This is a genomic window from Bordetella saccharivorans (genome assembly GCF_045862855.1).
In the GTDB taxonomy this organism is placed as follows: domain Bacteria; phylum Pseudomonadota; class Gammaproteobacteria; order Burkholderiales; family Burkholderiaceae_B; genus Bordetella_A; species Bordetella_A petrii_F.
The window spans coordinates 4816155-4839680 of record NZ_BAAFZO010000001.1; the positions used below are offsets into that span (position 1 = coordinate 4816155).

The following is a 23526-nucleotide window of genomic DNA, read 5'->3' on the forward strand; positions in this document are numbered from 1 at the left end:
TCTTGCATGGCAGGCCATGCGCGGCCATGCAACACCGTTCAGCGATCCTCTGCAATATTTGAAGAATCCCATGGCAAGCATCTCCGACATCAGGCTGCGTCCGCTGGAACGCGGCGACCTGCACTTCGTGCATACCCTCAACAACAACGACGCCATCATGCGTTATTGGTTCGAGGAACCCTATGAGGCCTACGATGAGCTCGCCGCGCTGTACGACCGCCATATCCACGACCAGTACGAGCGCCGTTTCATTATCGAACACGAAAGCGGCGAGCCCGCCGGGCTGGTCGAGCTGGTCGAAATCAACTATATCCACCGGCGCGCCGAATTCCAGATCATCGTCGCCCCGGCCTTCCAGGGGCGCGGCTACGCCAAGCGCGCGACCCGCATCGCCGCCGGCTACGCCTTCCGGGTGCTCAACCTGCACAAGGTCTACCTGGTCGTGGACAAGGACAACCAGGCCGCCACCCACATCTACCAAGGGTGCGGTTTCCAGATCGAGGGCGAGCTGAAAGAGGAATTCTTCTCCAACGGCCGCTATCGCGACGCCTATCGCATGGCGTTGCTGCAGCAGGATTACCTGGCTGCGTACGGCCCGGCGCCGGACGAGGCCTCGGTGCTGCATGACCGCGGCTAGCCGGCGGACATGGGCCTGGCTGCCACCTGCCGCGCCTGGGCCGCGCGCCTGAAGCGCGATGCCCTGACTCTCTGGTTCGCGGCGCGCCACCCTCGCACTCCCTGGTACGCCAAGGCGCTGGGGGCATTCGTGGTTGCGTATGCGCTCAGCCCCATCGACCTGATCCCCGATTTCATTCCGGTGCTCGGCTTCATCGACGACGCGTTGCTGCTGCCTGCGCTGATCTGGCTCGCGGTCCGGCTGACCCCGCCGGACGTGCTGGCGGCATGCCGGGCCCAGGCCGCCGAGTGGCTGGCAAGCTCGCGGCAAAGCCCCAGGAGCCGCGCCGGGGCCATCGTCATCGTGGCGCTCTGGCTGGCCGCGGGGTTGGCGATGCTGTGCGGGATCTCCTCCTGGCGCGGCCAGCCCCTGCAATAGGGCCGACGCCTCACTGCACGCACCCGGCTGGCGCCGGCAAATCTAAAGAATCGTCAAGAATGGCCAATTCTTGCGAATTCAGACACGTTCTGTGGCATTCGGCGGTCGTGTGCATTATCTGATTGCATATGGACGCCGATTTATCGATGCCGGCTTCATTAGACTGGGTCAGGTCGAAACTTCCATTGGCAATCCGATGAAGCTGCTCAACGATTCTCAGCGCGTCCAGAGCCTGCGTCCGCGGGTCATCGAAATCGACTACGGCCTTTTCCGCGGGTACGTAGACGTCCAGGAACACAGCGCGAACGCCGGCACGTCATGTAAAGCCCGATATTGCCGCGCGGCCGTCCCGTCACGCGAACTGGCCGAGCGCCAGGCGCTGGAACTGGCCCGGAGGCTCGGCGCACAGGCCAGGCAAGCCGGCGCGTCCACACAACTGATGTGCGACAGCCTGGGCGACGGCCTGGCGGGCCGGCGCGAACTCGACGGCATCCCCGCATCGCTCCTGCGGCACGAGACGAGCCGCGCGACGGCACGCAAGCACTTGCGCGCGGTCGCCTGATTTCCGGCGCCGGGGCACCGGCGTTTGTCGTTCCGGCACGCCATTTGCTGCATCCTGCGTCAAGCGGACATTGAACCGACCGCGGTACGACAGGGAGCATGAAAATGGCGAAACAGCGCCCTTGCCGGATCGGTATTTCGGGCTCATACGGCGGCCTCAACCTGGGTGACGAGGCCATACTCGAAAGCATCGTCGCGCAGCTGCGGGCCAGCACGGCGGCGGAGATCACGGTGTTCTCCCGCAACTGCCAGGACACCGAGGCGCGCCACCAGATCGACCGCGCCGTCCCCGTGCGTGAACTGAGCCGCGAGCAGGCCCGCGAAGAAGTGTCGCGCCTCGATGTATTCATCCTGGGCGGCGGCGGCATCCTGTTCGATGGCGAGGCCGATATCTACCTGCGCGAGGTGCTATTGGCCAATGAGCTGGGCGTGCCGGTGATGGTCTACGCCGTCAGCGCGGGACCGCTGTCGCGCACCTCCAACCGCGAACTGGTGTGCGAGGCGCTCCGGCCCGCGGCGGTGATCAGCGTGCGGGACCGCCAAGGCTTTCGCGTGCTGGAGGAGGCCGGCCTGCAACGGGAAATGCACATCACCGCCGACCCTGCCTTGCTGATGAAAGCGCGCCCGCTGCCCAGGACCGCCTTGACGCGCGAAGGACTGGACCAGTCCAGGCGGCGGATCGGATTCTCCGTCCGCGAGCCGGGACCAGCCGCGCCCGGGATCAGCGTCGACCACTATCACGAGCTGCTGGCGAACGCGGCCGATTTCATGGTGCAGCGTTTCGACGCGGACGTGGTGTTCATTCCGCTGGAGCGCGGCAACCAGGACCTGCAGCACAGCCATGCCGTGGTGGCGCGCATGCAATACGCCCAGCACGCCACGGTGCTCAAGGGCCAGTACAGCGCGGGACAACTGATGACCATCATGGGCGGATTCGAGTTCTGCGTCGGCATGCGGCTGCACTTCCTGATCTTCGCCGCGCTGCAGGGCGTGCCGTTCGTGGCGCTGCCGTATGCGTCCAAGGTGACCGGCCTGCTGCAGGCCCTGGACATGGAAACGCCGCCCTTGCATGACGTCAGCCCCGGCCAATTGCTCGCCTCGATCGATCATTCCTGGGACTTCCGCGCCAAGATCCAGAAGCACATCCGCCAGCGGCTGCCAGCCCTGCAGGAACGGGCGCGCGAGAACCATACCCTGCTCATGGACCTGCTCGGCGGCCTGGCGCCGGCGGAACCGGGCAGGAAAAAGGACTGACATGCCCATGCTCCAAAAACCCGCCGCAATGCCGGAACTCACCCTGCCCGCGCGCCGGGCCGGCCTGGCCGCCGAGACCGATGTCCTGGTAGTGGGCGGTGGACCGTCCGGCATCGGCGCTGCGCTGGGCGCCGCGCGCGCCGGCGCCGATGTGATCCTGGTCGAGCGCTACGGTTTCCTGGGCGGCAATGCCACGGCGGCGCTGGTCATGCCCCTGATGTCCTTTCATACCCAGCGCCCCGTCTTCGAAAAGCTGGGTGTCACCAACCTGCTGCCCAACGACCATGGCCCTGGGCATCCGGTCATCGCCGGCGTGCTCAAGGAACTGCTCGAGCGGCTGGTGCAAAGCGGCGGCGCGGTGGCGCCGTCGCTCGACACGGGGTACGTGGTGCCCTTCGACCCCGAGTTGTTCAAGTGGGTGGCGCTCGAACTCCTCGACCAGGCCGGGGTGCGCATGCTGTTCCATGCCTTCGCCAGCGGCGTGGTCGGCAATGGCGGCGTGGCGGGCGCAATATTCGAAACCAAGAGCGGCCCGCTCGTCGTCAAGGCAAGAACCGTGGTCGACTGCACGGGCGATGGCGACATCGCGGCGCTGGCCGGGGCCGATTACGAAATCGGCCGTGCCGCCGACGGCCTGGTGCAACCCATGACGCTGATGTTCCGCATGGCGGATTTCAACTCCGCCTCGTTCCAGGAATATGTCCGCCGCAACCCTGCCCAATGGCGCGGCGTGCATGGCCTATGGGACCTGGTCCAGCAGGCGTCCGCCAATGAGGAACTCGACCTGGCCCGGGAAGACATCCTGTTCTTCGCGACGCCCCATCCGCGCGAAGTCAGCGTGAACTCGACCCGCGTGACCCGGGTGCTGGGCACGGACGTCTGGGACTGGAGCCTGGCAGAATGGGAAAGCCGGCGGCAGATGAACCAGCTGGCGCGCTTCCTGCGCAGATATGTGCCTGGCTTCGAAGAAAGCTACGCGGTGCAGAGCGGCGTCCACGTCGGCGTGCGGGAAACGCGCCGCATCGTCGGCGAATACCAGCTGACCGCGGACGACCTGCTGAATGCGCGCAAATTCCCGGACGCGATCGCGCGCGGCACGTATCCGGTCGACATCCACAACCCCGCCGGCAAAGGCACCACGCTCAGGCGCATTCCGGAAGAGGACGCCTACGACATTCCGCTGCGCGCACTGATTCCCCAGCGCGTCGAGGGGGTGATCATGGCCGGGCGCTGCATTTCGGGCACGCACGAAGCGCACTCTTCATACCGGGTGATGCCTATCGCGATGGCCACCGGCCAGGCGGCGGGAGCTTGCGCCGCGGCAGCGTCGCGCGCAGGCGTCGTGCCGCGGGATGTGCCGGCCGGGGAGGTGCAGGAAGAGTTGCGGCGCCAGGGGGCGAATCTGGATCGGACGTGATAGGTCCCCGTGCGGGCGTAGGCCGGCAAGCGTGAACCATCGGAAGGATTGCCGGTCAATCACATCGGCTGTCTTGCTATAACGGTAAGCCCGCAGGCCCACTCGAACCTCCTGCCCCATGGACATCTACACTGATTACCAGCAGTGGCACACCGCCCACTACCAATACGAAGAAGCCGAAAAGCGCCCTGCCGACATGCTGCGGGACGGCGTTCATTCCGTACCGCTGGGACGCGGCTTGACCCTGGATTTTCTCTCTTCGGGATTTGGCAACCCGTCGCTCGACCAGCGGCATTTCCTGGTGGTATTCAGGGGCACGCTGCCTGACAAGACGCGCAAATCGCTCGCGCCGTTCTTTTCCGGAATGGAGTTGGGCAAGAAAAACCGCCTTCCCTTGCTGGCGGTTTCCGACCCTACCCTGGCGCTGGACCGCAGGTTGACGCTGGCCTGGTATGCCGGCAATGCCATTGCCCCCGACCTGTACGACCGGATCGCCCGCAGCATCGATGCGATTTCCCGCGCAACAGGCAGGACGCCCATCATCGTCGGCGGCAGCGGCGGCGGATACGCCAGCCTGCAGGCGCTGTCGCGCATCACCACGACGGGCACCGCCATCGTCTGGAACCCCCAGACGTCCATCGGCGGCTATTACGCCCGCCACGTCATGCGCTACATCAGCGTCGCATATCCCGGGCAGGCGTGCCAGCCTGGCAATCCGCCAAACCGGCAAGCCATCCAGGACTGCCTGGAAAAGTTCATGCCGGCCACGGTCCATCGCCTGCCGCCCGCGGCGCGGCTCGGCGCGGGCAAGCAACTTGTCTATCTGCAGAATTTCACCGATGCATTCCACCGGCGCGAGCATGCCGGTCCCTGGCTCAATGCGCTGGCCTTCACCAGCATAGGCAATGACAAAGTCTTCTTGTCCAAGGATCGCAATATCGTCTTTCTGCCGGGTGCATGGGGCAAGGGTCACGTCGGGCCGCCCGGCGCTGCGCTCGATACGCTCATCCAGAAGATATCGAACGGGGCAACGCTGCCCGCGGTCGCCGAAGGCTACCTGGCCCATGCCCCGTTTGCAGCGAGCCATCGGTGGCTCGCGGTGGCGCCTCCGCGGCCGTCCGAACTCGACGTGAAATTCACCCGCCATGGCACAGAGCTGACGGTCAGCGCCACGCCATCGGCCAGCCTGGGAAAACCCGGGGACTTCCAGTATGCGTTCTCGTTGTCGGCGGGCCGGAAAATCATCTCGCGAACCACCTACACGCCCGCCGCCTCGGCGACCTTCACAGTGCCCGGGAAAACCGGCGACCTGGCGATTCGCATCGGCTTGAAGGATCCGTTCTCGGCCGAGGGGTCGGTGACGGTCCCGGTTCCGCAGTGATCCGAGGACCCCTGCCCTGAATCGGCTTTCGACGGGTTTGCGTGCCTGCAAACAAAAAGCCGCCCAGTCAACGACTTAAGCGGCTTTCTTGGCCGTGCCGGGCACGGCTTGCAAGTATTCTGGTAGGCGGTATTGGAATCGAACCAACGACCTCTACGATGTCAACGTAGCGCTCTAACCATCTGAGCTAACCGCCTGCAAAGAAGAAAGATTATATAGGGCTTTTATTCGTCGCGCAAGCGCTCGTCGGCCTGGCGCACGGCGTCGAGCAGCGCGCGGATCTTGTCGGCCGACTTCAGGCCGGGCGCTGTTTCCACGCCGCTGCTGACGTCCACCGCCCAGGGACGGATTGCCTGGATCGCGGCGCCCACATTGGCGGCATTCAGGCCGCCGGACAGGACGAGCGGCCGTGCCGCCGGGTCGGCTTGCACGCCGGCCAGGAGCGCGTGGTCGAAGACCAGGCCGCTGCCGCCGTAGCCCGCACTGTAGCTGTCGAACAACCAGGCGGCCGCCTGCCCATAGGCCCGGCACGCGGCCGCCAGCGTGTCGGGGGTATCCAGCCCCGGCGCGCCGGCCCGGAACGCCCGCATGTAGCGGGCGCCGTGGCGCTCGCAATCCTGCGGGGCCTCGTCGCCATGGAACTGCAGCAGGTCTGGCCCGACCTGGTCCAGCACCGCCCGCACGTCGGCCGGCTCGGGATTCACGAACAGGGCCACCACGTCGACAAAGGCCGGCACCGTGCGGCGCAACTGCGCGGCCCGGGCCGGCGTGACATAGCGCTTGCTGCCCGGATAGAAAACGAAGCCGACCGCGTCCGCCCCGGCCTGCACGGCCGAGGCGATGTCTGCTTCGCGGGTCAAGCCGCAGATCTTGACGCGTGTGCGCATGATGCTATTTGAAGGCGGCGGCGGGATCGGCCGCGCTGTCGCCGTAGATGCTGGTGCCGTAGGTGGTGTCGATCTCGATCTTGATAGTACTGGGATCGACGGTGGACTGGCCAGCCTTGTAGTGCATGACCAGGCCGGGAAACAGCATGACCGCGGCCACCATCGCCAGCTGGATCACGATGAACGGCACCGAGCCCCAGTAGATCTGCCCGGTGGTCACCGGCTCGATGCGCTGGCCGGTGACCTTGTCGCGGTACGCGTCCTTGGGCGCGACCGAGCGCAGGTAGAACAGCGCGAAGCCGAACGGCGGGTGCATGAACGAGGTCTGCATGTTCACCGCCAGCAGCACCCCGAACCAGATCAGGTCGATGCCCATCTTGTCGGCCACCGGCCCCAACAGCGGCACGATGATGAACGCCAGCTCGAAGAAGTCCAGGAAGAACGCCAGCACGAAGGTCAGCACGCTGACCACGATCAGGAACCCCCACTCCCCGCCCGGCACGCTGGTCAGCAGGTGCTCGACCCACAGGTCGCCGCTCACGCCCCGGAAGGTCAGCCCGAACACCGTCGAGCCCACCAGGATGAACACCACGAAGCACGACAGCTTGGTGGTCGTGTCCATCGCCTGGCGCAGCAGGTCCAGCGTCAGCCGCCGGCGGATCAGCGCCATCACGATCGCGCCCACCGCTCCCATCGCCCCGCCCTCGGTCGGCGTGGCGATGCCGATGAAGATCGTGCCCAGCACCAGGAAGATCAGGAACAGCGGCGGGATCATCACGAAGGTCACCCGCTCGGCCAGCGCCGACAGCATCTTCAGCCGCAACAGCTTGTTGGCGATGGCGATCACGAACGCCGTCAGCCCCCACAGCAGCAGGCTGAGCACCACCTTCTCGTCGACCGGCGCGTCGGCCTTCTCGATCCACTGCGTGATCAGGTAGGCCGACAGCGCCGAGAGCAGCATCAACACCAGCAGCGAGCGCCCCCCGCGCGAGCCGTTCGGCTCGCGGAAGGCCCGCGCCTCCTCGGGCAGCGCCGGCGCGGCCGACGGCTTGAGCACCGACACCACCACCACGTACAGGATGTACGCCCCGGCCAGCAGGAACCCCGGCAGCATCGCCCCCCGGTACATGTCGCCGATCGAGCGGCCCAGCTGGTCGGCCAGGATGATCAGCACCAGCGACGGCGGGATGATCTGCGACAGCGTGCCCGAGGCGGCGATCACCCCCGTGGCCAGCCGCCGGTCGTAGCCGTAGCGCAGCATGATCGGCAGCGAGATCAGCCCCATGGAGATCACCGAGGCCGACACCACCCCGGTGGTCGCCGCCAGCATCGCGCCCACCACCACCACCGCGATGGCCAGCCCCCCGCGCAGCGGCCCGAACACCTGCCCGATCGTCTCGAGCAGGTCCTCGGCCATGCCCGAGCGCTCCAGCACCAGCCCCATCAGCGTGAAAAACGGCACCGCCAGCAGCGTGTCGTTGGCCACGATCCCGAACACCCGCTGCGGCAGCGCCTGGAACAGCGAGGCGTTGAACAGCCCCAGCTCCATGCCCACCAGCCCGTACAGGATCCCGTTGGCCGCCAGCGCGAACGCCACCGGAAAGCCCAGCAGCAGGAACACCACCAGCGTGCCGAACATGATCGGCGCCAGGTTCGCCAGAAAGAATTCCATCATGATCAGCGGCCCTTGTCCTGTTGGTGTTGCAGGGCCGCTTCGCGCGCCTGCGCTTCACGGGCGATCTCCTCGGCCAGTTGCTCCTCGGCGCTCTTGCCCTCGGCGCGCGCCAGCGGGTCCGGCGCCTGCCCCAGCAGGTACCCCACGCACTTGATCAGCCGCGACACGCCCGCCAGCACCAGCAGCCCGAACCCCACCGGGATCAGCAGCTTGACCGGCCAGCGCACCAGCCCGCCCGAATTCGACGACTGCTCGTTCGACACGTACGAGTCCATGAACATCGGCCACGACAGGTACATGATCAGGATCGCCATCGGCAACAGGAAAAACAACACGCCGAAGATCTCGATGTAGATCTGCGTGCGCTTGGACAGGCGCGAGGACAGGATGTCCACCCGCACGTGTTCGTTCTTGAGCAGGGTGTAGCCGGCCGTGAGCAGGAACATGGCACCGAACATGTACCACTGCAGTTCCAGCCACGCGTTCGAGCTCGTCTCGAACACCTTGCGGACCAGGGCGTTGCCGGCGCTCACCAGCACCACCAGCAGCGTGATCCACGTCACGGCTCGCCCCACCCGCAGGTTCAGCGCGTCTATGCCGCGCGAGATAGCGAGTAATGCTTTCATGATGGGAATAATGACCTAGAGTGAATTCGCCGCGCGCCCGATGTGGCGCGGGACATGGCATGCAATGGGTTCCCGGGGTGGCCGCGGTGCCGTCGGCATGCGAGGCCCCCGCCAGGCCGGCTTGTGGCGGGCGCCGCGGGGGCTGAATCGGACGATTTTATCGCGTCGTCGATCCAGCCCGCCCGGGGCCGCCCGGCACTGCCTGTTACTTGCGGCCGCTGACCGTGCCCATGAAGCCGTCGAAGCTGCCTTCGGCCACGCGGAACCACGGGATCTCGTTGTCGCGGAAGGCCACCATGTCCTCATAGATTTTCTTGAACATGGGATCCTTGGCCGAGAACTCCTCGTATACCTTGGTGGCCTCGGTGTAGCAGGCATCCATGACGGCCTTCGGGAAGGCCTTGAGCTGGGCGCCCTGCGACACCAGCCGGCGCAGCGCCGCGGGATTCTCCGCGTCGTACTTGGCAATCATGTCGGCAGTCGCCGCGGCGGCGGCCTGCGACAAGGCCGCCTGGTAATGCTTGGGCAGCTTGTTGTAGGCCTCCTGGTTGACATACAGAGAGACCTGCAGCGTGCCTTCCCACCAGCCGGGGAAGTAGTAGTTCTTGGCGACCTTGTGGAAGCCGAGCTTCTCGTCGTCGTAGGGGCCGATCCACTCGGCCGCGTCGATGGTGCCTTTTTCGAGCGAGGGGTAGATGTCGCCGCCGGCGATCTGCTGCGGCACCACGCCCAGGCGCGACAGCACCGCGCCCGCGAAGGCGCTGGCGCGGAACTTCAGGCCCTTGAGGTCGTCGACAGACTTGATCTCGTTGCGGAACCAGCCGCCCATTTGCGTACCGGTATAGCCGCAGGGAAAATTGACGACGTTGTACTTCTGGAACAATTCGCGCGTCAGCTTCAGGCCATTGCCATGCCGCATCCAGGCATTCATCTGGCGGGTATTCAGGCCAAAGGGCACGGCGCCGTCGAAGCACAGCGCCGGGTCCTTGCCGAAGTAGTAATACGAAGCGGTGTGGCCGCATTCGATGGTGTTGTTCTGCACCGCATCCAGCACTTGCAGGGCCGGCACGATCTCGCCGGCCGGGAAGGCGCGGATATTGAACTTGCCGTCCGTCGCCTCGGACACGTACTTGGCCAGGTTCTCGCCGCCGGTATAGATGGCGTCGGCGCTGCGCGGGAAACTGGAGGCCAGCCGCCAGTTCAGGGTCGGGGAATCCTGCGCCAGGGCTGGCGCGGCGAGAGTGGCGCCGCCGGCTGCGGCGCCCAGGGTGGCCTTTTTGAGGAACGAACGGCGTTGCATTACTGAAGTCTCCTGTTTGGAAGCGATGCAGAGCGTGCCGTTCGTGTGGAACGGCCGCGAAAACGGCAGCTCGTGTAGAGGCTGCCGTTTTTTTCGTTCGCAATAATATCGGGATTCCCGATTGCCGCGCTCCTGCTGATAACCCTTAAGTAAATGTAAAAGGTGACAGCAGTCGCGGCCCGCCATCGGTCTCGTTCAGCTGGAATTCAGCCGGATATTCGATCGCAGACAGATAGAGCCCGTCGGGCGAAAACGTCGGAGCGGCCAGCCGGCGGTCGCGCGCCGCCAGCACCGCGGCCATCCAGGCAGGCGGTTGGCGCCCCTGCCCCACCTGCAGCAAGGCGCCGATCAGGTTGCGCACCATGTGATGCAGGAAGGCGTTGGCGCGCAGGGTGAACACCAGGAACGGGCCGCGCTCGATGATGTCGAGCTGGTGCAGGGTGCGCACGGGATGGCGCGCCTGGCATTGCGATGAGCGGAAGCTGGAAAAGTCGTGCTCGCCGAGCAGCGCCCGGGCGGCCTGCCGCATGGCGTCGACATCCAGGGGCTGGAAACACCAGCCGGCACGCCCGGCCCACAGCGGCGGACGCACCCGCCCGCGCCACAACAGGTACAGGTAGGTGCGCGAACGCGCGGAGAAACGGGCGTGGAAAGTGTCCGGCACGCCCTGCGCCCACTGTACGGCGATACTGGGCGGCAGGAAGGCATTGACGCCGCGCACCCATGATTCGGGGCGGCGCGCCAGGTCGGTGTCCAGGTGGACCACCTGCATGGCGGCGTGGACACCCGTATCGGTGCGGCCAGCGCAGATGGTGGCCAGGCTGCCACCGCCGGCAAAGCTGGCCAGCGCGGCCTCCAGGGTATCCTGGACCGTCTGCCGGTGCGGCTGGGTCTGCCAGCCTTGCCACGGGGAGCCATCGTAGGCCAGCCCCAACGCCATGCGCGGCATGGGATGTCAGGCGCGCGGCCTGCCGGCGGGCGGCTCGTCGGAAGGCGGCTGGTCCAGGTCCAGGCTGATGCCGTCCAGCTTGCGATTGAGCGCGGCGGTGTCGAGCACCGGCTCGCCATACGACGCTTCGTCCTCGTCCGCGCGGCGCGCGCCGGCCCGGCGCAGCAACCAGGCGATGACGAGCACGATGAACGCCAGCGCCGCGGTGACGATGACCAGCAGGTTGTCGGCTAGCCAGCCGGGCATGCTGCTGGCGGATGCCGCGCGCGCGGGATCTGCCGCGGCCTTCCCCGGGCCGGCCTGGTCTTGCCCGCCAGCGGCGGCGGGCGCACCCGCCGCGCCCGAACCAGCCGTGCCGGCGCCTGGAGCGGCATCGGTCGTGCCCGAGCCATTCGTCCCGGCCGGGCCGTTCACGCCGGCGGCGCCCGGCGCCGCGGCGGATCCGCCTGCCGCGCCAGTGCCGTTGGCTGCGGCATCATTGGCACCAGCGGACGCTGCGCCCTGCTGGGCATTGGCGCCCGCAGCGGCACTCCCGGCCGCGTCCGCTTTGGCGCCGTTGGACGCGCCGGCGCCTGCCTGGGTGCCATTGGAAGAGGAGGCATCCGCCGTGCCGGGCGAACCGGCCTGGCCGGCTGCGCCAGCCGCCTGGGTACCAGACTGGCCCGCCCCGGCCCCGGTAGCAGCGGCGCCGGCCGCGCCCCCTGCCGCTGCGCCGTCCTGTCCGCCCTTGCCGCCGGCCGCCTGGCTCAGCGCATCGACGTTGCCCTGCAAAGTATCGACACGTTGTTGCGCGTCCTGCATGGCACGCTCGCCGGAAGTGCGCGCGTCGGCCTGCGCATCGGCGGACGAGGCCGCGCTCAGGCGCAGCCGGTCTTGCGGCGTCGAAGAGGCGCCGGGCCCGGACGAGCTGCCCTGGCTCACCTGGCCGGATGCGGCTCCGCGGGCGCCGGCCACCGCCGCGCCTGTCGCGGCATCCGCGCCGGCGCGGCCACGATAGCGCTCGAACGCCGCCACTTGCTCGGCGAAAATGCGGCGCGCGTCGGTGGGGTCGATGGCGCGCACGGTGGCCGCGTCGGGAATCGACAGCGTCTCGCCGGCGCGCACCAGGTTCATGTTGTTCTGGATGAAGGCCTGGGGATTGGCGCGCCACAGCGCCACCAGCATCTGGTAGACACTCGCGTCCGGCACCGCGTTGCGGCGGGCGATGCGGAACAGGTTGTCGCCCTGGCGGACCGTGACCGCGCCGGCCGGGGCGCCGGACGAGGCAGCGCCAGTGCCCACGCGCGCCGGCTGTACGTCGGCGCCCGAGCCTCGCGGCGGCACCAGGATGGTGACTTGCACCTGGCGTTGCCCGGCGCTGGAGCGCACATCGAGCAGCAAATCGACCGCTTGCGTGGCAAGCGGCCGGGTCGACACGATGCGTATGTTCTTGCGGGCGGCATCGGCGCCGTCCTGGATGCTGACCTGGGCGCTGTCCAGCGGCACGGGCGGCGTCAAGCCGGCACGCTGCCATGCCGCCGCATCGGCGAGCGATACCTGCAGCGAGGCGGCCTCTTCCGGGCTCAGGCCCTGCAGCGGCACCACCACTTGCAGGGGCGCGCCGGGCGCCGATACGACGCGCGAATGGCCCACGCTGGCAGCCTGGGCCACGGTGCCGAGCGACGCGCCGAGGGCCAGGGCCACCGCCCATTGCAGGGCTTTGGTACGAGGGGCGTGCAAGGGATGGCGCGAGCGCAAGGTCATAGTGGGAATCCTGCTGTACGAATCAAGTTACCGGCCAATGCTGGGCGAAAGTTTAATGTATGGGCCGTGATTCACAAATCTGCAAGCCCGCGCGGCACGCGCCATGCGCAACCGCGCCGGCCAGATAGCGCGAAGGCACCCGCAGGTGCCTTCGCCGCCGGCCCCGGCCAGCCCAAGTGGCCGGACGCCCGTCAGGCCTCGGCCAGGGCGATGCGCAGCATGCGCCGCAGCGGCTCGGCCGCGCCCCAGAGCAGCTGGTCGCCCACCGTGAAGGCGCCCAGGTATTGCGGGCCCATCGACAGCTTGCGCAGGCGCCCCACCGGGATGTCCAGCGTGCCGGTCACGGCGACCGGCGTCAGCGCGCGGATGGTGTCTTCCTTGGTGTTGGGCACGACCTTGGCCCATTGGGTGCCCTGGGCGATCAGCGACTCGATCTCGTCGAGCGGCAGGTCGCGCTTGAGCTTGATGGTCAGCGCCTGGCTGTGGCAGCGCATCGCGCCGATGCGCACGCAGAAACCGTCGACCGGGGTGGCCGGCGTGCCGAAGGCGGCGCCGCGACCGAGGATCTTGTTGGTCTCGGCCTCGGCTTTCCATTCCTCGCGCGACATGCCATCGCCCAGGTCCTTGTCGATCCAGGGGATCAGGTTGCCGCCCAGCGGCACGCCGAAATGTTCCTGCGGCAGCGCCGGATCCTGCTGCGCCGCGAGCACGCCACGGTCGATTTCCAGGATGGCCGAGGCCGGATCATCCAGCAACGGCTTGACGGCCTGGTTGAGCAGGCCGAACTGCGTCAGCAGTTCGCGCATGTGCTGCGCCCCGCCGCCCGAAGCGGCCTGGTAGGTCATGGAGGTCATCCACTCGACCAGGTCGTTGTTGAACAGGCCTGCCAGACCCATCAGCATGCAGCTGACCGTGCAGTTGCCGCCGACGAAGTTGCGCACGCCGCGCTTGAGCGCCGCGTCGATGACCGGGCGATTGACCGGGTCGAGCACGATGATGGCATCGTCTTTCATGCGCAGCGTGCTGGCGGCGTCGATCCAGATGCCGTTCCAGCCGGCCCCGCGCAGCTTGGGGAAGACTTCGGAGGTGTAGTCGCCGCCTTGCGCGGTGACGATGATGGGCAGTTTTTTCAGAGCATCGATATCGTAGGCGTCCTGCAACGGGCCCGCGCCGTCGGCCCAGGCGGGCGCCGCGCCACCGGCATTGCTGGTGGAAAAGAATACGGGATCGATCAGGGCGAAGTCGTTTTCGTCGCGCATGCGCTGCATGAGGACGGAACCGACCATGCCGCGCCAGCCGACCAGGCCTACTGCTTGCGTCATGTTCAATGCTCTTGAGGTAGATAGATGAAAAAAGCCTTCGATTCCGACAATTTATCAGAATGCAGGCTTGAATGTTGCGCTGCACGCTAAAAAATCGGGGCCGGATGTGAGCGCATATCGGGGGAAACCGGCGCCTGGTTGCCGTCAAAAGGTGCCAGGCACCCTCGGCGCGAAGGTGTCAGACACCCTGGAGACGCAGTGACAATCCGACGCTCGTCTCCGCAGGGTGTCTGACACCTCCCGAACACTTCCCGGCCCACGCCGGGCGCGCGAACGCGCGTCAGCCCAGCGCCTTGAGTACCGCGTCGCCCATCTGCGCGGTGGACACCTTGGTGGTGCCAGGTTCGTGAATGTCCGCGGTGCGCAGGCCCTGGGCCAGCACCGCGCGCACGGCGGCCTCGATGCGGTCGGCCTGCGGCGCGAGGTTCAGCGAATAGCGCAGCAGCATGGCGGCCGACAGGATGGTTGCCAGCGGATTGGCGATGCCTTGCCCGGCAATATCGGGCGCGGACCCGTGGCTCGGTTCGTACAGGCCCTGCCCCGAAGCGTTCAGCGATGCCGAGGGCAGCATCCCGATCGAACCGGTCAGCATGGCGGCTTCGTCCGAGAGGATGTCGCCGAACAAGTTGCCGGTCACGATCACGTCGAACTGGCGCGGATTGCGCACCAGTTGCATGGCGGCATTGTCGACATACATATGCGACAGCTCCACGTCGGGATAGTCGCGCGCCACTTCAATGACGATGTCGCGCCAGAACTGCGAGGTCTCCAGCACGTTGGCCTTGTCGACGCTGCACAGTTTCTTGCCGCGCTTGCGCGCCGATTCGAAGCCGATCCGCGCGATGCGGCGCACCTCCGTGTCGGCGTAGCGCATGGTATCGAAGCCTTCGCGCTCGCCGGCAAACGGCCCGTCGACCGCATCGCGCACGCCGCGCGGCGTGCCGAAGTAAATGTCGCCGGTCAGCTCGCGGATGATCAGGATATCCAGCCCTGAAACGATCTCGGGCTTGAGCGACGACGCGCTGGCCAGCTCGGGGTACAGGATGGCCGGGCGCAGGTTGGCGAACAGGCCCAATGCCTTGCGCAAGCCCAGGATGGCCTGTTCGGGCCGGAACTCGCGCGGCAGGCTGTCGTACTTCCAGTCGCCCACGGCACCGAACAGCACGGCATGCGAGTTGCGTGCCAGGTCCAGCGTGGCCGGCGGCAGCGGGTGCTCGAACTGGTCGTAGGCGGCGCCGCCCACGGGCGCATGCTTGATTTCCAGCGGCAGGCCCAGCGCGCCCAGCACGCGCACGGCCTGCTCGACGATCTCAGGCCCGATACCGTCGCCGGGCAGCACTGCGATGTTATGCGTCATGAAAAAACCTATGAATGAATGTCAGAAAAACTGGACGGTCACACGACCGGCCGGCTTTCCAGCCAGGGATGGCGGGCCAGGCGCTCGGCCTCGAACGCCCGGATCTTGTCCGACTGGCGCAGCGTCAGGCCGATATCGTCGAAGCCATTGAGCAGGCAATACTTGCGGAATGGCTCGATGTCGAACTTCAATTCGCGCCCCTCGCCGGTAACCACGACCTGCCGCTCGAGGTCGATGCGCAGCTTGTAGCCCGGGAATGCCTTGACCTCGTCGAACAGCCGCGCCACCTCGAGCTCCGACAGCACGATGGGCAGCAAGCCGTTCTTGAAGCTGTTGTTGAAGAAGATATCGGCGTAGGACGGCGCGATGATGGCACGGAACCCGTACTGGGTCAGCGCCCACGGGGCATGCTCGCGGCTCGAGCCGCAACCGAAGTTCTTGCGCGCCAGCAAAATCGATGCGCCCTGGTAGCGCGGCTGGTTGAGCACGAAATCCGGGTTCAGCGGCCGCTTGCTGTTGTCCATGCCGGGCTCGCCATGGTCCAGGTAGCGCAACTCGTCGAACAGGTTGGGACCGAAGCCGGTGCGCTTGATCGATTTCAGGAACTGCTTCGGAATGATGAGGTCGGTGTCGACGTTCTCGCGGTCGAGCGGGGCCACCAGGCCTTCGTGAGTGGTGAATGCTTGCATGATGAGGCTCTCAGCGGAAATTGCGGACGTCGACGAAATGGCCGGCCACGGCGGCCGCGGCGGCCATCGCGGGGCTGACCAGGTGCGTGCGTCCGCCCTGCCCCTGCCGGCCCTCGAAATTGCGGTTCGAAGTCGAGGCGCAGCGTTCTTCGGGTTCGAGGCGGTCGGCATTCATGGCCAGGCACATCGAACAGCCAGGCTCGCGCCATTCGAAGCCGGCCTCGATGAAGATCTTGTCCAGGCCTTCGCGCTCGGCCTGTTGCTTGACCAGCCCCGAACCGGGCACCACCATGGCCTGCCGCACATTGGACGCCACGCGCTTGCCGCGCGCCACGGCTGCCGCCGCGCGCAGGTCCTCGATACGCGAGTTGGTGCACGAACCGATGAAGACGCGGTCGACGCGGATGTCGGTCAAGGGGGTGTTGGGCTTGAGCCCCATGTACTGCAGGGCGCGCTCCATGCCGCTGCGCCGCACATCGTCTTTTTCACGGTCGGGATCGGGAACGCGCGCGTCCACCGGCAGCACCATTTCGGGCGAGGTGCCCCAGGTGACCTGCGGCTTGATGTCCTGGGCATTGACTTCCACGACGCGATCGAAACTGGCGCCGGGGTCGCTGTGCAGCGTGCGCCAGTAGGCCACTGCCTGGTCCCACAGCACGCCGCTGGGCGCGAACGGACGGCCGCGGAAATATTCGATGGTCTTGTCATCGACCGCCACCATGCCGGAACGGGCGCCGGCTTCGATGGCCATGTTGCAGACCGTCATGCGCCCTTCGATCGACAGGTTGCGAATGGTGCTGCCGGCGAACTCGATGGCATGGCCCGTGCCGCCGGCGGTGCCGATGATGCCGATGATGTGCAGCACCACATCCTTGGCCGTACAGCCGAAAGGCAGTTCGCCTTCCACCTTGATCAGCATGCTCTTGTTCTTTTTCATGAGCAGGGTCTGGGTGGCCAGCACGTGCTCGACCTCGGACGTGCCGATGCCGAACGCCAGCGCGCCCAGCGCGCCGTGCGTGCTGGTATGCGAATCGCCGCACACCACCGTCATGCCGGGCAGCGTGGCGCCCTGCTCCGGCCCGATGACGTGCACGATGCCCTGGCGCAGGTCGGCCATGCGGAACTCGGTAATGCCATACTTCTCGCAATTGGCGTCCAGCGTGTCGACCTGCAGTTTCGAGATCGGGTCGTCGATGCCGCGCGCCCGGTTCAGCGTAGGCACGTTGTGATCGGCCACGGCCAGGTTGGCGCCGGTACGCCAGGGCTTGCGGCCGGCCATGGCCAGGCCCTCGAACGCCTGCGGGCTGGTGACCTCGTGCAGCAGGTGGCGGTCGATGTACAGCAGACAGGTGCCGTCGGATTCCTGGTGGACGACGTGCGCCTCCCAGAGTTTGTCGTAGAGAGTTTGGGCCATGGGTAGACTCGCGGAAAATCCGGCCATGCCGGATGGGGACATCGGAAAGCGATGCCCTGATTATGCCCACGCTCCCAACCTAGTACAACGAGACTTGTTATCCTAGTATTGGAAGCACCACCCTGACCCGGCGCCCGCGCTCTACTTGGCCTTGCCGCCCGCCTGCTCGTACAGGGGCATGACGCGCTGCGAGGCCGCCTGCAACTCGGAAATCCGGGAAGCCGCGGACGGGTGGGTGGAAAGGAACTCGGGCGGCGCATTGCCGCTGTCCGCCGCCCCCATCTTCTGCCATAGCGTGACGGCGGCCCGCGGATCGTAGCCCGCGCGCGCGGCCAGCTCGACGCCCATCAGGTCGGCCTCGGTCTCGTGCGTGCGGCTGTTGGGCAAGGTGAACATGACGTCGGTGAGCTTGCTGCCCAGGTCGGCCGACACGCCGGTCGCGATGGACAGCACCGACAGCCCCAGATTGGTGACCATCTGCTGCGATACGCGCTCGCGCGCATGTTCGCGCAATGCGTGGGCGATTTCATGGCCCAGCACGGCGGCCAGCTCGGCGTCGGTGGGCTTGATCTGGTTGAGCAGGCCCGTATAGACGGCGATCTTGCCGCCCGGCATGCACCATGCGTTGACTTCGTTCAGCGACAGCACGTGGACTTCCCATTGCCAGTTCGCGGCATCCGGGCGGAATGTGCCCGCCTGCGCGATCAGGCGCTGCGAAATGGCCTTGACCCGCGCCACCTGCTTGGGATCGCGGTCCAGGGCGCCCTGGGCGCGCGCCTTCTGGATGATGTCGGCATACTGCTGGCCGGCTTCCTGCTCGAGCTCCTGCTCGGGCACCATGCTGGACATGTATTGGGTGCGCTCGATGCCGATGGCGCCCGACTGGGTCGTCTGCACGCTCGAGCAGCCCGCCAGCGCCACGGCGCCGGCCAGCGCCGCCGTGCGTAGCAACGTCCGCAAAACCAGTGGAATTCCAGCGTTCATCAGCGCTCCTCCCGTCGTAGGCATTGTCGAACCGGCGCCTGGCGCCGCGAATGGGTGTCTCAGCCGCATTGCCCCCGGTGGCGCAGCGCGTGGTCGATCAGCACGAGCGCCAGCATGGCCTCGGCAATGGGGGTGGCGCGGATGCCCACGCAGGGATCGTGGCGTCCGAGCGTCTGGACCATGACCGGCTCGCCCGCGCGGTTGATCGAGCGGCGCTCGACACGGATGCTGGACGTAGGCTTGATGGCCAGCGATACGGTGACCGGCTGCCCGGTCGAAATGCCGCCCAGCACGCCGCCGGCATTATTGCCGACGAAGCCTTCGGGCGTGATCTCGTCGCCGTGCTCGGAGCCGCGCTGCTCGATGCAGCCGAAGCCGGCGCCGATGGAAACGCCCTTGACGGCGTTCAGGCCCATCATCACGTGGGCGATATCGGCATCCAGGCGGTCGTACAGCGGCTCGCCCCAGCCCGCTGGCAGGTTCTCCGCCACGACCTCGATGCGCGCGCCAACCGAATCGCCATCGCGCCGCAACTGGTCCATATAGGCTTCGAGTTCGGGCACGATGCCCGCATTGGGCGCATAGAACGGATTGCCCGGCACGTCGTCCCACGATGCGAAAGGAATGACGATGGGGCCGAGCTGGCTCATGTAGCCGCGCACCCGCACGCCGTAGGTTTCGGCCAGCCATTTCTTGGCAATGGCCCCGGCCGCCACGGTAGGCGCGGTCAGGCGCGCCGACGAGCGCCCGCCGCCGCGCGGGTCGCGCAGGCCGTATTTGCGCGTATAGGTGAAATCGGCATGGCCGGGCCGGAAGGTATCGGCAATATTGGAGTAATCCTTGCTGCGCGCGTCGGTATTGCGGATCAGCAGCGCGATGGGGGTGCCCGTGGTGACCCCCTCGTACACCCCGGACAGGATCTCCACCTGGTCGGGCTCCTGGCGCTGCGTGACATGGCGCGACGTGCCGGGACGGCGGCGATCCAGTTCGGCTTGGATATCCGCGGCATCCAGCGCCAGGCCGGGCGGGCAGCCGTCGACCACGCAGCCGATGGCCGGGCCGTGCGATTCGCCGAAATTAGTGACGCAGAAAAGGGTACCGAGAGTGTTGCCGGACATAGACGGGTCGAGAAGCCAGTGGAGCAGGCTCGATTATGACACCGAGTGGGCCGCCGGCCGCTACCAAACGTATGCGGCGCGCCCGACCCGCGCCTGCGCCGTGCTCAGGAAGAGCAGCTGACCTCGATGCCGCCGGCCCAGTCGGGCGGCAGCGCGGCATAAGCCTCGCGGCCCGGCCGCTCGGTGTACGGATCGCGCAGCAGCTCCAGCAGGGTGTCGATCTCGCCGGCATCGCCCGCCTTGGCGGCCTGGATGGCCTGTTCGGCCAGGTGGTTGCGCAGCACATACAGCGGGTTGACCCCGTCCATGGCGCGGGCCCGCGCCTCGGGTTCGGGCGCCCCGCCCTCCTCGGCATGGCGCGCCGCCAGGCGCTCGAACCATGCCAGCGCCGCCGCGCGGTCGATGAACAGGTCCTGGAAACCCTGCGGCCGCCCGCGTACCGCGTCGGCCAGGCGGCGGAACGCCAGGGTGAAATCGGCGCGGTTGTCGTGCATGAGCCGCAGCAGGTCGTCGAGCAGCGGCTCGTCGTCGGCGCGCCAGCCGCAGAGGCCCAGCTTGGCCGCCATGCGCTGGTGGAAGGCCCGGGTGAACGTCGTCTCGTAGGAATCCAGCACGGCCCGCAGTGCCTCGACGTCGGGCACCAGCGCATGCAGGCTGCCCCCCAGCCGGTAGAGGTTCCACAATGCCACCGAGGGCTGGCGATTCCAGGCGTAGCGGCCTTCGGTATCGGAATGGTTGCAGATGTGGTCGAGCCGGAAGGTGTCCATGAAACCATACGGGCCGTAGTCGAGCGTGAGCCCCAGGATGGACATGTTGTCGGTGTTCATGACGCCATGGCAGAAGCCCACGGCCTGCCAGTCGGCCATCAGCAAGGCCGTGCGCCGCGTCACCTCGGCCAGCAGGCGTAGCAGCGGCTCGTGGGCGCCGTCGCCGGGCTGGCGGCAGTCCGGATAGAACTTGTCGATCACGTAGTCGGCCAGCACGCGCAGTTCGTCCGGCTGGCGGCGCGACGACCAGTGCTCGAACGAGCCGAAGCGCACGAAGCTGGGCGACATGCGGGTGACGATGGCGGCCGTCTCGACCGTCTCGCGCATGACGAGGTCGTCCGACACGACCAGCGCCAGCGCCCGCGTAGTGGGAATGCCCAGCCCGTGCATGGCCTCGCTGGCCAGGTATTCGCGCACCGACGAACGCAGCACCGCGCGACCGTCGCCCATGCGCGAATATGGCGTCATGCCCGAACCCTTGAGCTGCAATTCCCAGGAGCCGCGCGGGCCGGCCACTTCTCCCAGCAGGTGCGCGCGGCCATCGCCCAGCTGCCCTGCCCACACGCCAAACTGGTGGCCGCTGTAGACCGCGGCCAGCGTCTGCCCGCCGGGCAGCGGCTGCTGGCCCGAGAACACGCGCAGGAACTCGTCGGACTGCAGCGCCGCGGCCGACAGGCCGATCAGCGCCGCCGCCTGCTCGTTGGCGTGCAGCAGGCGTGGCGCGGTCAGCGGCCGGGGCTCGAGCCGCGAATAGAACACGGGCGGCAGCGCGGCGTAGGAATTGCGCACCTGCAGTTGCCCCAGGGTGGCGACGCTCATGACGGACCTCCGGCGCGCCGGGCGCGGGCGGCGCGCTTGGCGGGCCGCACATAGAAGATGGCGGCCAGGAAGAAGACCAGCGACAGCGCCGCCTCCATGCCCGCCAGCGCGGCCGACAACGGCGCCGGGTCCGACATGGCGCGCACCACGCCTTCCATCAGGTACAGCAGCGCCAGCATGGACGCCCACTGGTAGGTGTACACGTTGCCGCGCAGGATGCCGCGCAACGGGAAAGCCAGCGGCAGCGCCTTCAGGAACAGCCACGAACCGCCGGGCCGGATGGGCGCCAGCACGGTTTCCCAGGCTACGCACAGCAGGATCAGGCCCAGCAGCGAGGCCGACGCGAGGCGCCGCAAGGTGGGGTTGAGTTCGGGATTCATACTGCTATTATCGCCTGATGAGCCATTCCGCCGAGCCCGCCGCTCAGCCGGCGGCGGCCGCCGCCTCCCGCCCGCGCGCGCCCTGGATCGCGCGCGTGGGCAAGGTGTTCCGTTTCGCCGCGCAGCGCGCCGACGAAGAAAAACTGCTGCAAGTCGCTTCCAGCCTCACGTTCACCACCGTGCTCGGCATCGTGCCGATGCTGGCCGTGGTGCTGTCGCTGTTCACCGCCTTCCCGGTCTTCCAGGATTTCCGCGTGGCGCTGGAGGACTTCCTGGCCCATAGCCTGATGCCGCCGGCCGTGTCCGACAACATCATGGACTACCTCAACCAGTTCGCCCGCCAGGCCTCGCGCCTGACGGCAATCGGCGGCGCCTTCCTGGTGGTCACGTCGCTGCTGCTCATCATGACCATCGACAAGACTTTCAACGACATCTGGCACGTGACGCGCCAGCGCCCCCTGCCCCAGCGCGCGCTGGTGTATTGGGCGGTCGTGACGCTCGGTCCCGTGGTGGCCGGGGCCAGCCTGTGGGCCACCTCGTTCCTCGCGCGCGAATCCATGGGCCTGGTGCGCGACGTGCCGGAAATCGTCAGCCTGGCGATCTCGTTCGTGCCGCTGGTGCTCACCGGCCTCGGGTTCGCGGCGCTGTTCGTGGTGGTGCCCAATCGCCATGTGTACTGGCGCGACGCGCTGGCGGGGGGCTTCGGCACGGCGATCGTGCTGGAACTGATGAAGGCCGCCTTTGCCTATTACCTGACGCGCTTTCCCACCTATACCGTCATTTATGGCGCCTTCGCGACGCTGCCCATCTTCCTGCTCTGGATCTACCTGTCGTGGCTGGCGGTGCTGTTCGGCGCCACCGTGGCGGCCAGCGTGCCGTTGATCCGGCTGGGCCGCTGGGAAATCAACCGCAGCCCTGGAGCGCCCTTCATCGACGCGCTGGCCGTGCTGCGCTCGCTGCACGCCGCGCAGGGCATGCGGCCGTCCGGCCGCAGCACCAGCGCGCTGGCCAAGCGCCTGCACCTGCACCATGATGAACTGAACGCCGTCCTCGACAAGCTGGAAAGCCTGGGGCTGGTGGCCCGCACCGCCGGCCAGCGCTGGCTGCTGGCGTGCGACCCGCGCCAGACCACGCTCGAGCCGGTGTTCGACCATTTCCTGCTGGACCGGCACCAGCCCCGCCTACGCGACGACCCGCAGGTCGCCGCCGTGGCGGCCGCCGTGCTGGGCGCCGGCAAGGCGCCCACGCTGGAAGAACTGGCCGGGCTGGCGCACAATACACCTGACGGACTCGCGGCGATCGTGCCGCTCGAGGCGGGCAAGCATAGTAGAAGGGGGCCGCGGGCCCCGGGAGAATCATCATGTTGAAGGTCAGCGAAATTCTTCGTGTGAAGGGCGACACGCTCTATACGGCCTCGCCGGACATGCCGGTGGCGCAGGCGGTGCAAACCATGAGCGAGCAGGACATCGGCTCGCTGGTCATCATGGAGTCCGGCATGCTGACCGGCATGCTGACCTTCCGCGAGATCATCCGCCACCTGCACGATCATGGCGGCGAATTGGGCCAGACCACCATCCGCGCCATCATGGATGACGCGCCGGTCAGCGTGTCGCCCAATACCAGCGCCGACGAAGTACAGCGCCTGATGCTCGAAAAGCACGCGCGCTACATCCCCGTCATGGACGGCCCCACCCTGATGGGCGTGATCTCCTTCTACGACATGGCGCAGGCCATCGTGGCCGCGCAGCAGTTCGAGAACAACATGCTCAAGGCGTACATCCGCGACTGGCCGATGGACGGCAGCGCGGCCAGCAAGGCCTGAGCCACCG

The 23526-nt window shown here is 67.2% G+C and carries 22 protein-coding genes and 1 tRNA gene; 8 read left to right on the plus strand and 15 right to left on the minus strand.

The annotated features are described in order from the left end of the window. The first annotated feature begins 70 nt into the window (after positions 1-70). The 6 genes from speG (at position 71) to ACKTT0_RS23100 (ending at position 5667) form a co-directional block, all read left to right on the plus strand. Positions 71-637 (plus strand): spermidine N1-acetyltransferase, encoded by a 567-nt coding sequence (gene speG, locus ACKTT0_RS23075; protein ID WP_407852068.1) that lies wholly within the window; start codon positions 71-73, stop codon positions 635-637. Between the two features lie 9 nt (positions 638-646). Next, complete coding sequence (locus ACKTT0_RS23080; RefSeq protein ID WP_407852069.1) at positions 647-1054, plus strand: YkvA family protein; 408 nt, start codon at positions 647-649, stop codon at positions 1052-1054. Positions 1055-1250: 196 nt separating this feature from the next. Then, positions 1251-1616, plus strand: a complete 366-nt coding sequence (locus ACKTT0_RS23085) for a hypothetical protein (RefSeq protein ID WP_407852070.1) — start codon at positions 1251-1253, stop codon at positions 1614-1616. A gap of 104 nt (positions 1617-1720) precedes the next feature. Next, positions 1721-2869, plus strand: a complete 1149-nt coding sequence (locus ACKTT0_RS23090) for a polysaccharide pyruvyl transferase family protein (protein WP_407852071.1) — start codon at positions 1721-1723, stop codon at positions 2867-2869. A gap of 7 nt (positions 2870-2876) precedes the next feature. Continuing rightward, positions 2877-4286: an FAD-dependent oxidoreductase gene (locus tag ACKTT0_RS23095; protein ID WP_407852072.1), complete on the plus strand. Its 1410-nt coding sequence runs from the start codon at positions 2877-2879 to the stop codon at positions 4284-4286. A 118-nt stretch (positions 4287-4404) separates the two neighbouring features. Then, positions 4405-5667, plus strand: coding sequence for a hypothetical protein (locus ACKTT0_RS23100; protein WP_407852073.1), 1263 nt, complete (start codon positions 4405-4407; stop codon positions 5665-5667). A 120-nt stretch (positions 5668-5787) separates the two neighbouring features. On the opposite strand, the gene ACKTT0_RS23105 is transcribed toward ACKTT0_RS23100, so the two are convergent. From ACKTT0_RS23105 to ACKTT0_RS23175, 15 genes are all read right to left on the minus strand, one after another. Further along, a tRNA-Val gene (locus tag ACKTT0_RS23105) sits at positions 5788-5864 on the minus strand. A 27-nt stretch (positions 5865-5891) separates the two neighbouring features. Beyond that, positions 5892-6554 carry a phosphoribosylanthranilate isomerase gene (locus tag ACKTT0_RS23110; protein WP_407852074.1) on the minus strand — a complete coding sequence of 221 codons (663 nt, stop codon included), beginning with the start codon at positions 6552-6554 and terminating at the stop codon, positions 5892-5894. Between the two features lie 4 nt (positions 6555-6558). Beyond that, positions 6559-8226, minus strand: coding sequence for a TRAP transporter large permease (locus ACKTT0_RS23115; protein ID WP_407852489.1), 1668 nt, complete (start codon positions 8224-8226; stop codon positions 6559-6561). Positions 8227-8231: 5 nt separating this feature from the next. Continuing rightward, positions 8232-8855, minus strand: coding sequence for a TRAP transporter small permease subunit (locus ACKTT0_RS23120; protein WP_407849790.1), 624 nt, complete (start codon positions 8853-8855; stop codon positions 8232-8234). A 205-nt stretch (positions 8856-9060) separates the two neighbouring features. Continuing rightward, complete coding sequence (locus tag ACKTT0_RS23125) at positions 9061-10155, minus strand: TRAP transporter substrate-binding protein (RefSeq protein ID WP_028355578.1); 1095 nt, start codon at positions 10153-10155, stop codon at positions 9061-9063. A gap of 145 nt (positions 10156-10300) precedes the next feature. After that, positions 10301-11104: a tRNA pseudouridine(38-40) synthase TruA gene (gene truA / locus ACKTT0_RS23130; RefSeq protein ID WP_407852075.1), complete on the minus strand. Its 804-nt coding sequence runs from the start codon at positions 11102-11104 to the stop codon at positions 10301-10303. 6 nt (positions 11105-11110) lie between these two features. Continuing rightward, complete coding sequence (locus ACKTT0_RS23135) at positions 11111-12847, minus strand: type IV pilus assembly protein FimV (RefSeq protein WP_407852076.1); 1737 nt, start codon at positions 12845-12847, stop codon at positions 11111-11113. 191 nt (positions 12848-13038) lie between these two features. Beyond that, positions 13039-14169 carry an aspartate-semialdehyde dehydrogenase gene (asd, locus tag ACKTT0_RS23140; RefSeq protein WP_407852077.1) on the minus strand — a complete coding sequence of 377 codons (1131 nt, stop codon included), beginning with the start codon at positions 14167-14169 and terminating at the stop codon, positions 13039-13041. Positions 14170-14449: 280 nt separating this feature from the next. Continuing rightward, complete coding sequence (leuB, locus tag ACKTT0_RS23145; protein ID WP_407852078.1) at positions 14450-15526, minus strand: 3-isopropylmalate dehydrogenase; 1077 nt, start codon at positions 15524-15526, stop codon at positions 14450-14452. 38 nt (positions 15527-15564) lie between these two features. Further along, positions 15565-16215 carry a 3-isopropylmalate dehydratase small subunit gene (leuD, locus tag ACKTT0_RS23150; protein WP_407852079.1) on the minus strand — a complete coding sequence of 217 codons (651 nt, stop codon included), beginning with the start codon at positions 16213-16215 and terminating at the stop codon, positions 15565-15567. A gap of 10 nt (positions 16216-16225) precedes the next feature. Further along, entirely contained in the window at positions 16226-17629 is a 1404-nt protein-coding gene (leuC, locus tag ACKTT0_RS23155) for a 3-isopropylmalate dehydratase large subunit (protein ID WP_407852080.1), read from the minus strand. Between the two features lie 141 nt (positions 17630-17770). Then, the gene (locus ACKTT0_RS23160; RefSeq protein WP_407852081.1) at positions 17771-18613 is read right to left on the minus strand and encodes a M48 family metallopeptidase; all 843 of its coding nucleotides are present in this window, start codon (positions 18611-18613) and stop codon (positions 17771-17773) included. Positions 18614-18672: 59 nt separating this feature from the next. Next, positions 18673-19731: a chorismate synthase gene (gene aroC, locus ACKTT0_RS23165; RefSeq protein ID WP_407852082.1), complete on the minus strand. Its 1059-nt coding sequence runs from the start codon at positions 19729-19731 to the stop codon at positions 18673-18675. 104 nt (positions 19732-19835) lie between these two features. After that, entirely contained in the window at positions 19836-21317 is a 1482-nt protein-coding gene (locus ACKTT0_RS23170; RefSeq protein ID WP_407852083.1) for a protein adenylyltransferase SelO, read from the minus strand. Then, positions 21314-21697: a DUF2069 domain-containing protein gene (locus ACKTT0_RS23175; RefSeq protein WP_407852084.1), complete on the minus strand. Its 384-nt coding sequence runs from the start codon at positions 21695-21697 to the stop codon at positions 21314-21316. The genes ACKTT0_RS23170 and ACKTT0_RS23175 overlap by 4 nt, the downstream gene beginning before the upstream one ends. Positions 21698-21714: 17 nt before the next feature. Between ACKTT0_RS23175 and ACKTT0_RS23180 the strand changes: the two genes are divergently transcribed. Then, positions 21715-23064, plus strand: a complete 1350-nt coding sequence (locus ACKTT0_RS23180; protein WP_407852085.1) for a YihY family inner membrane protein — start codon at positions 21715-21717, stop codon at positions 23062-23064. Continuing rightward, entirely contained in the window at positions 23058-23519 is a 462-nt protein-coding gene (locus ACKTT0_RS23185) for a CBS domain-containing protein (protein ID WP_407852086.1), read from the plus strand. Before ACKTT0_RS23180 ends, ACKTT0_RS23185 begins: the two co-directional genes overlap by 7 nt. The last annotated feature ends 7 nt before the right edge of the window (positions 23520-23526 follow it).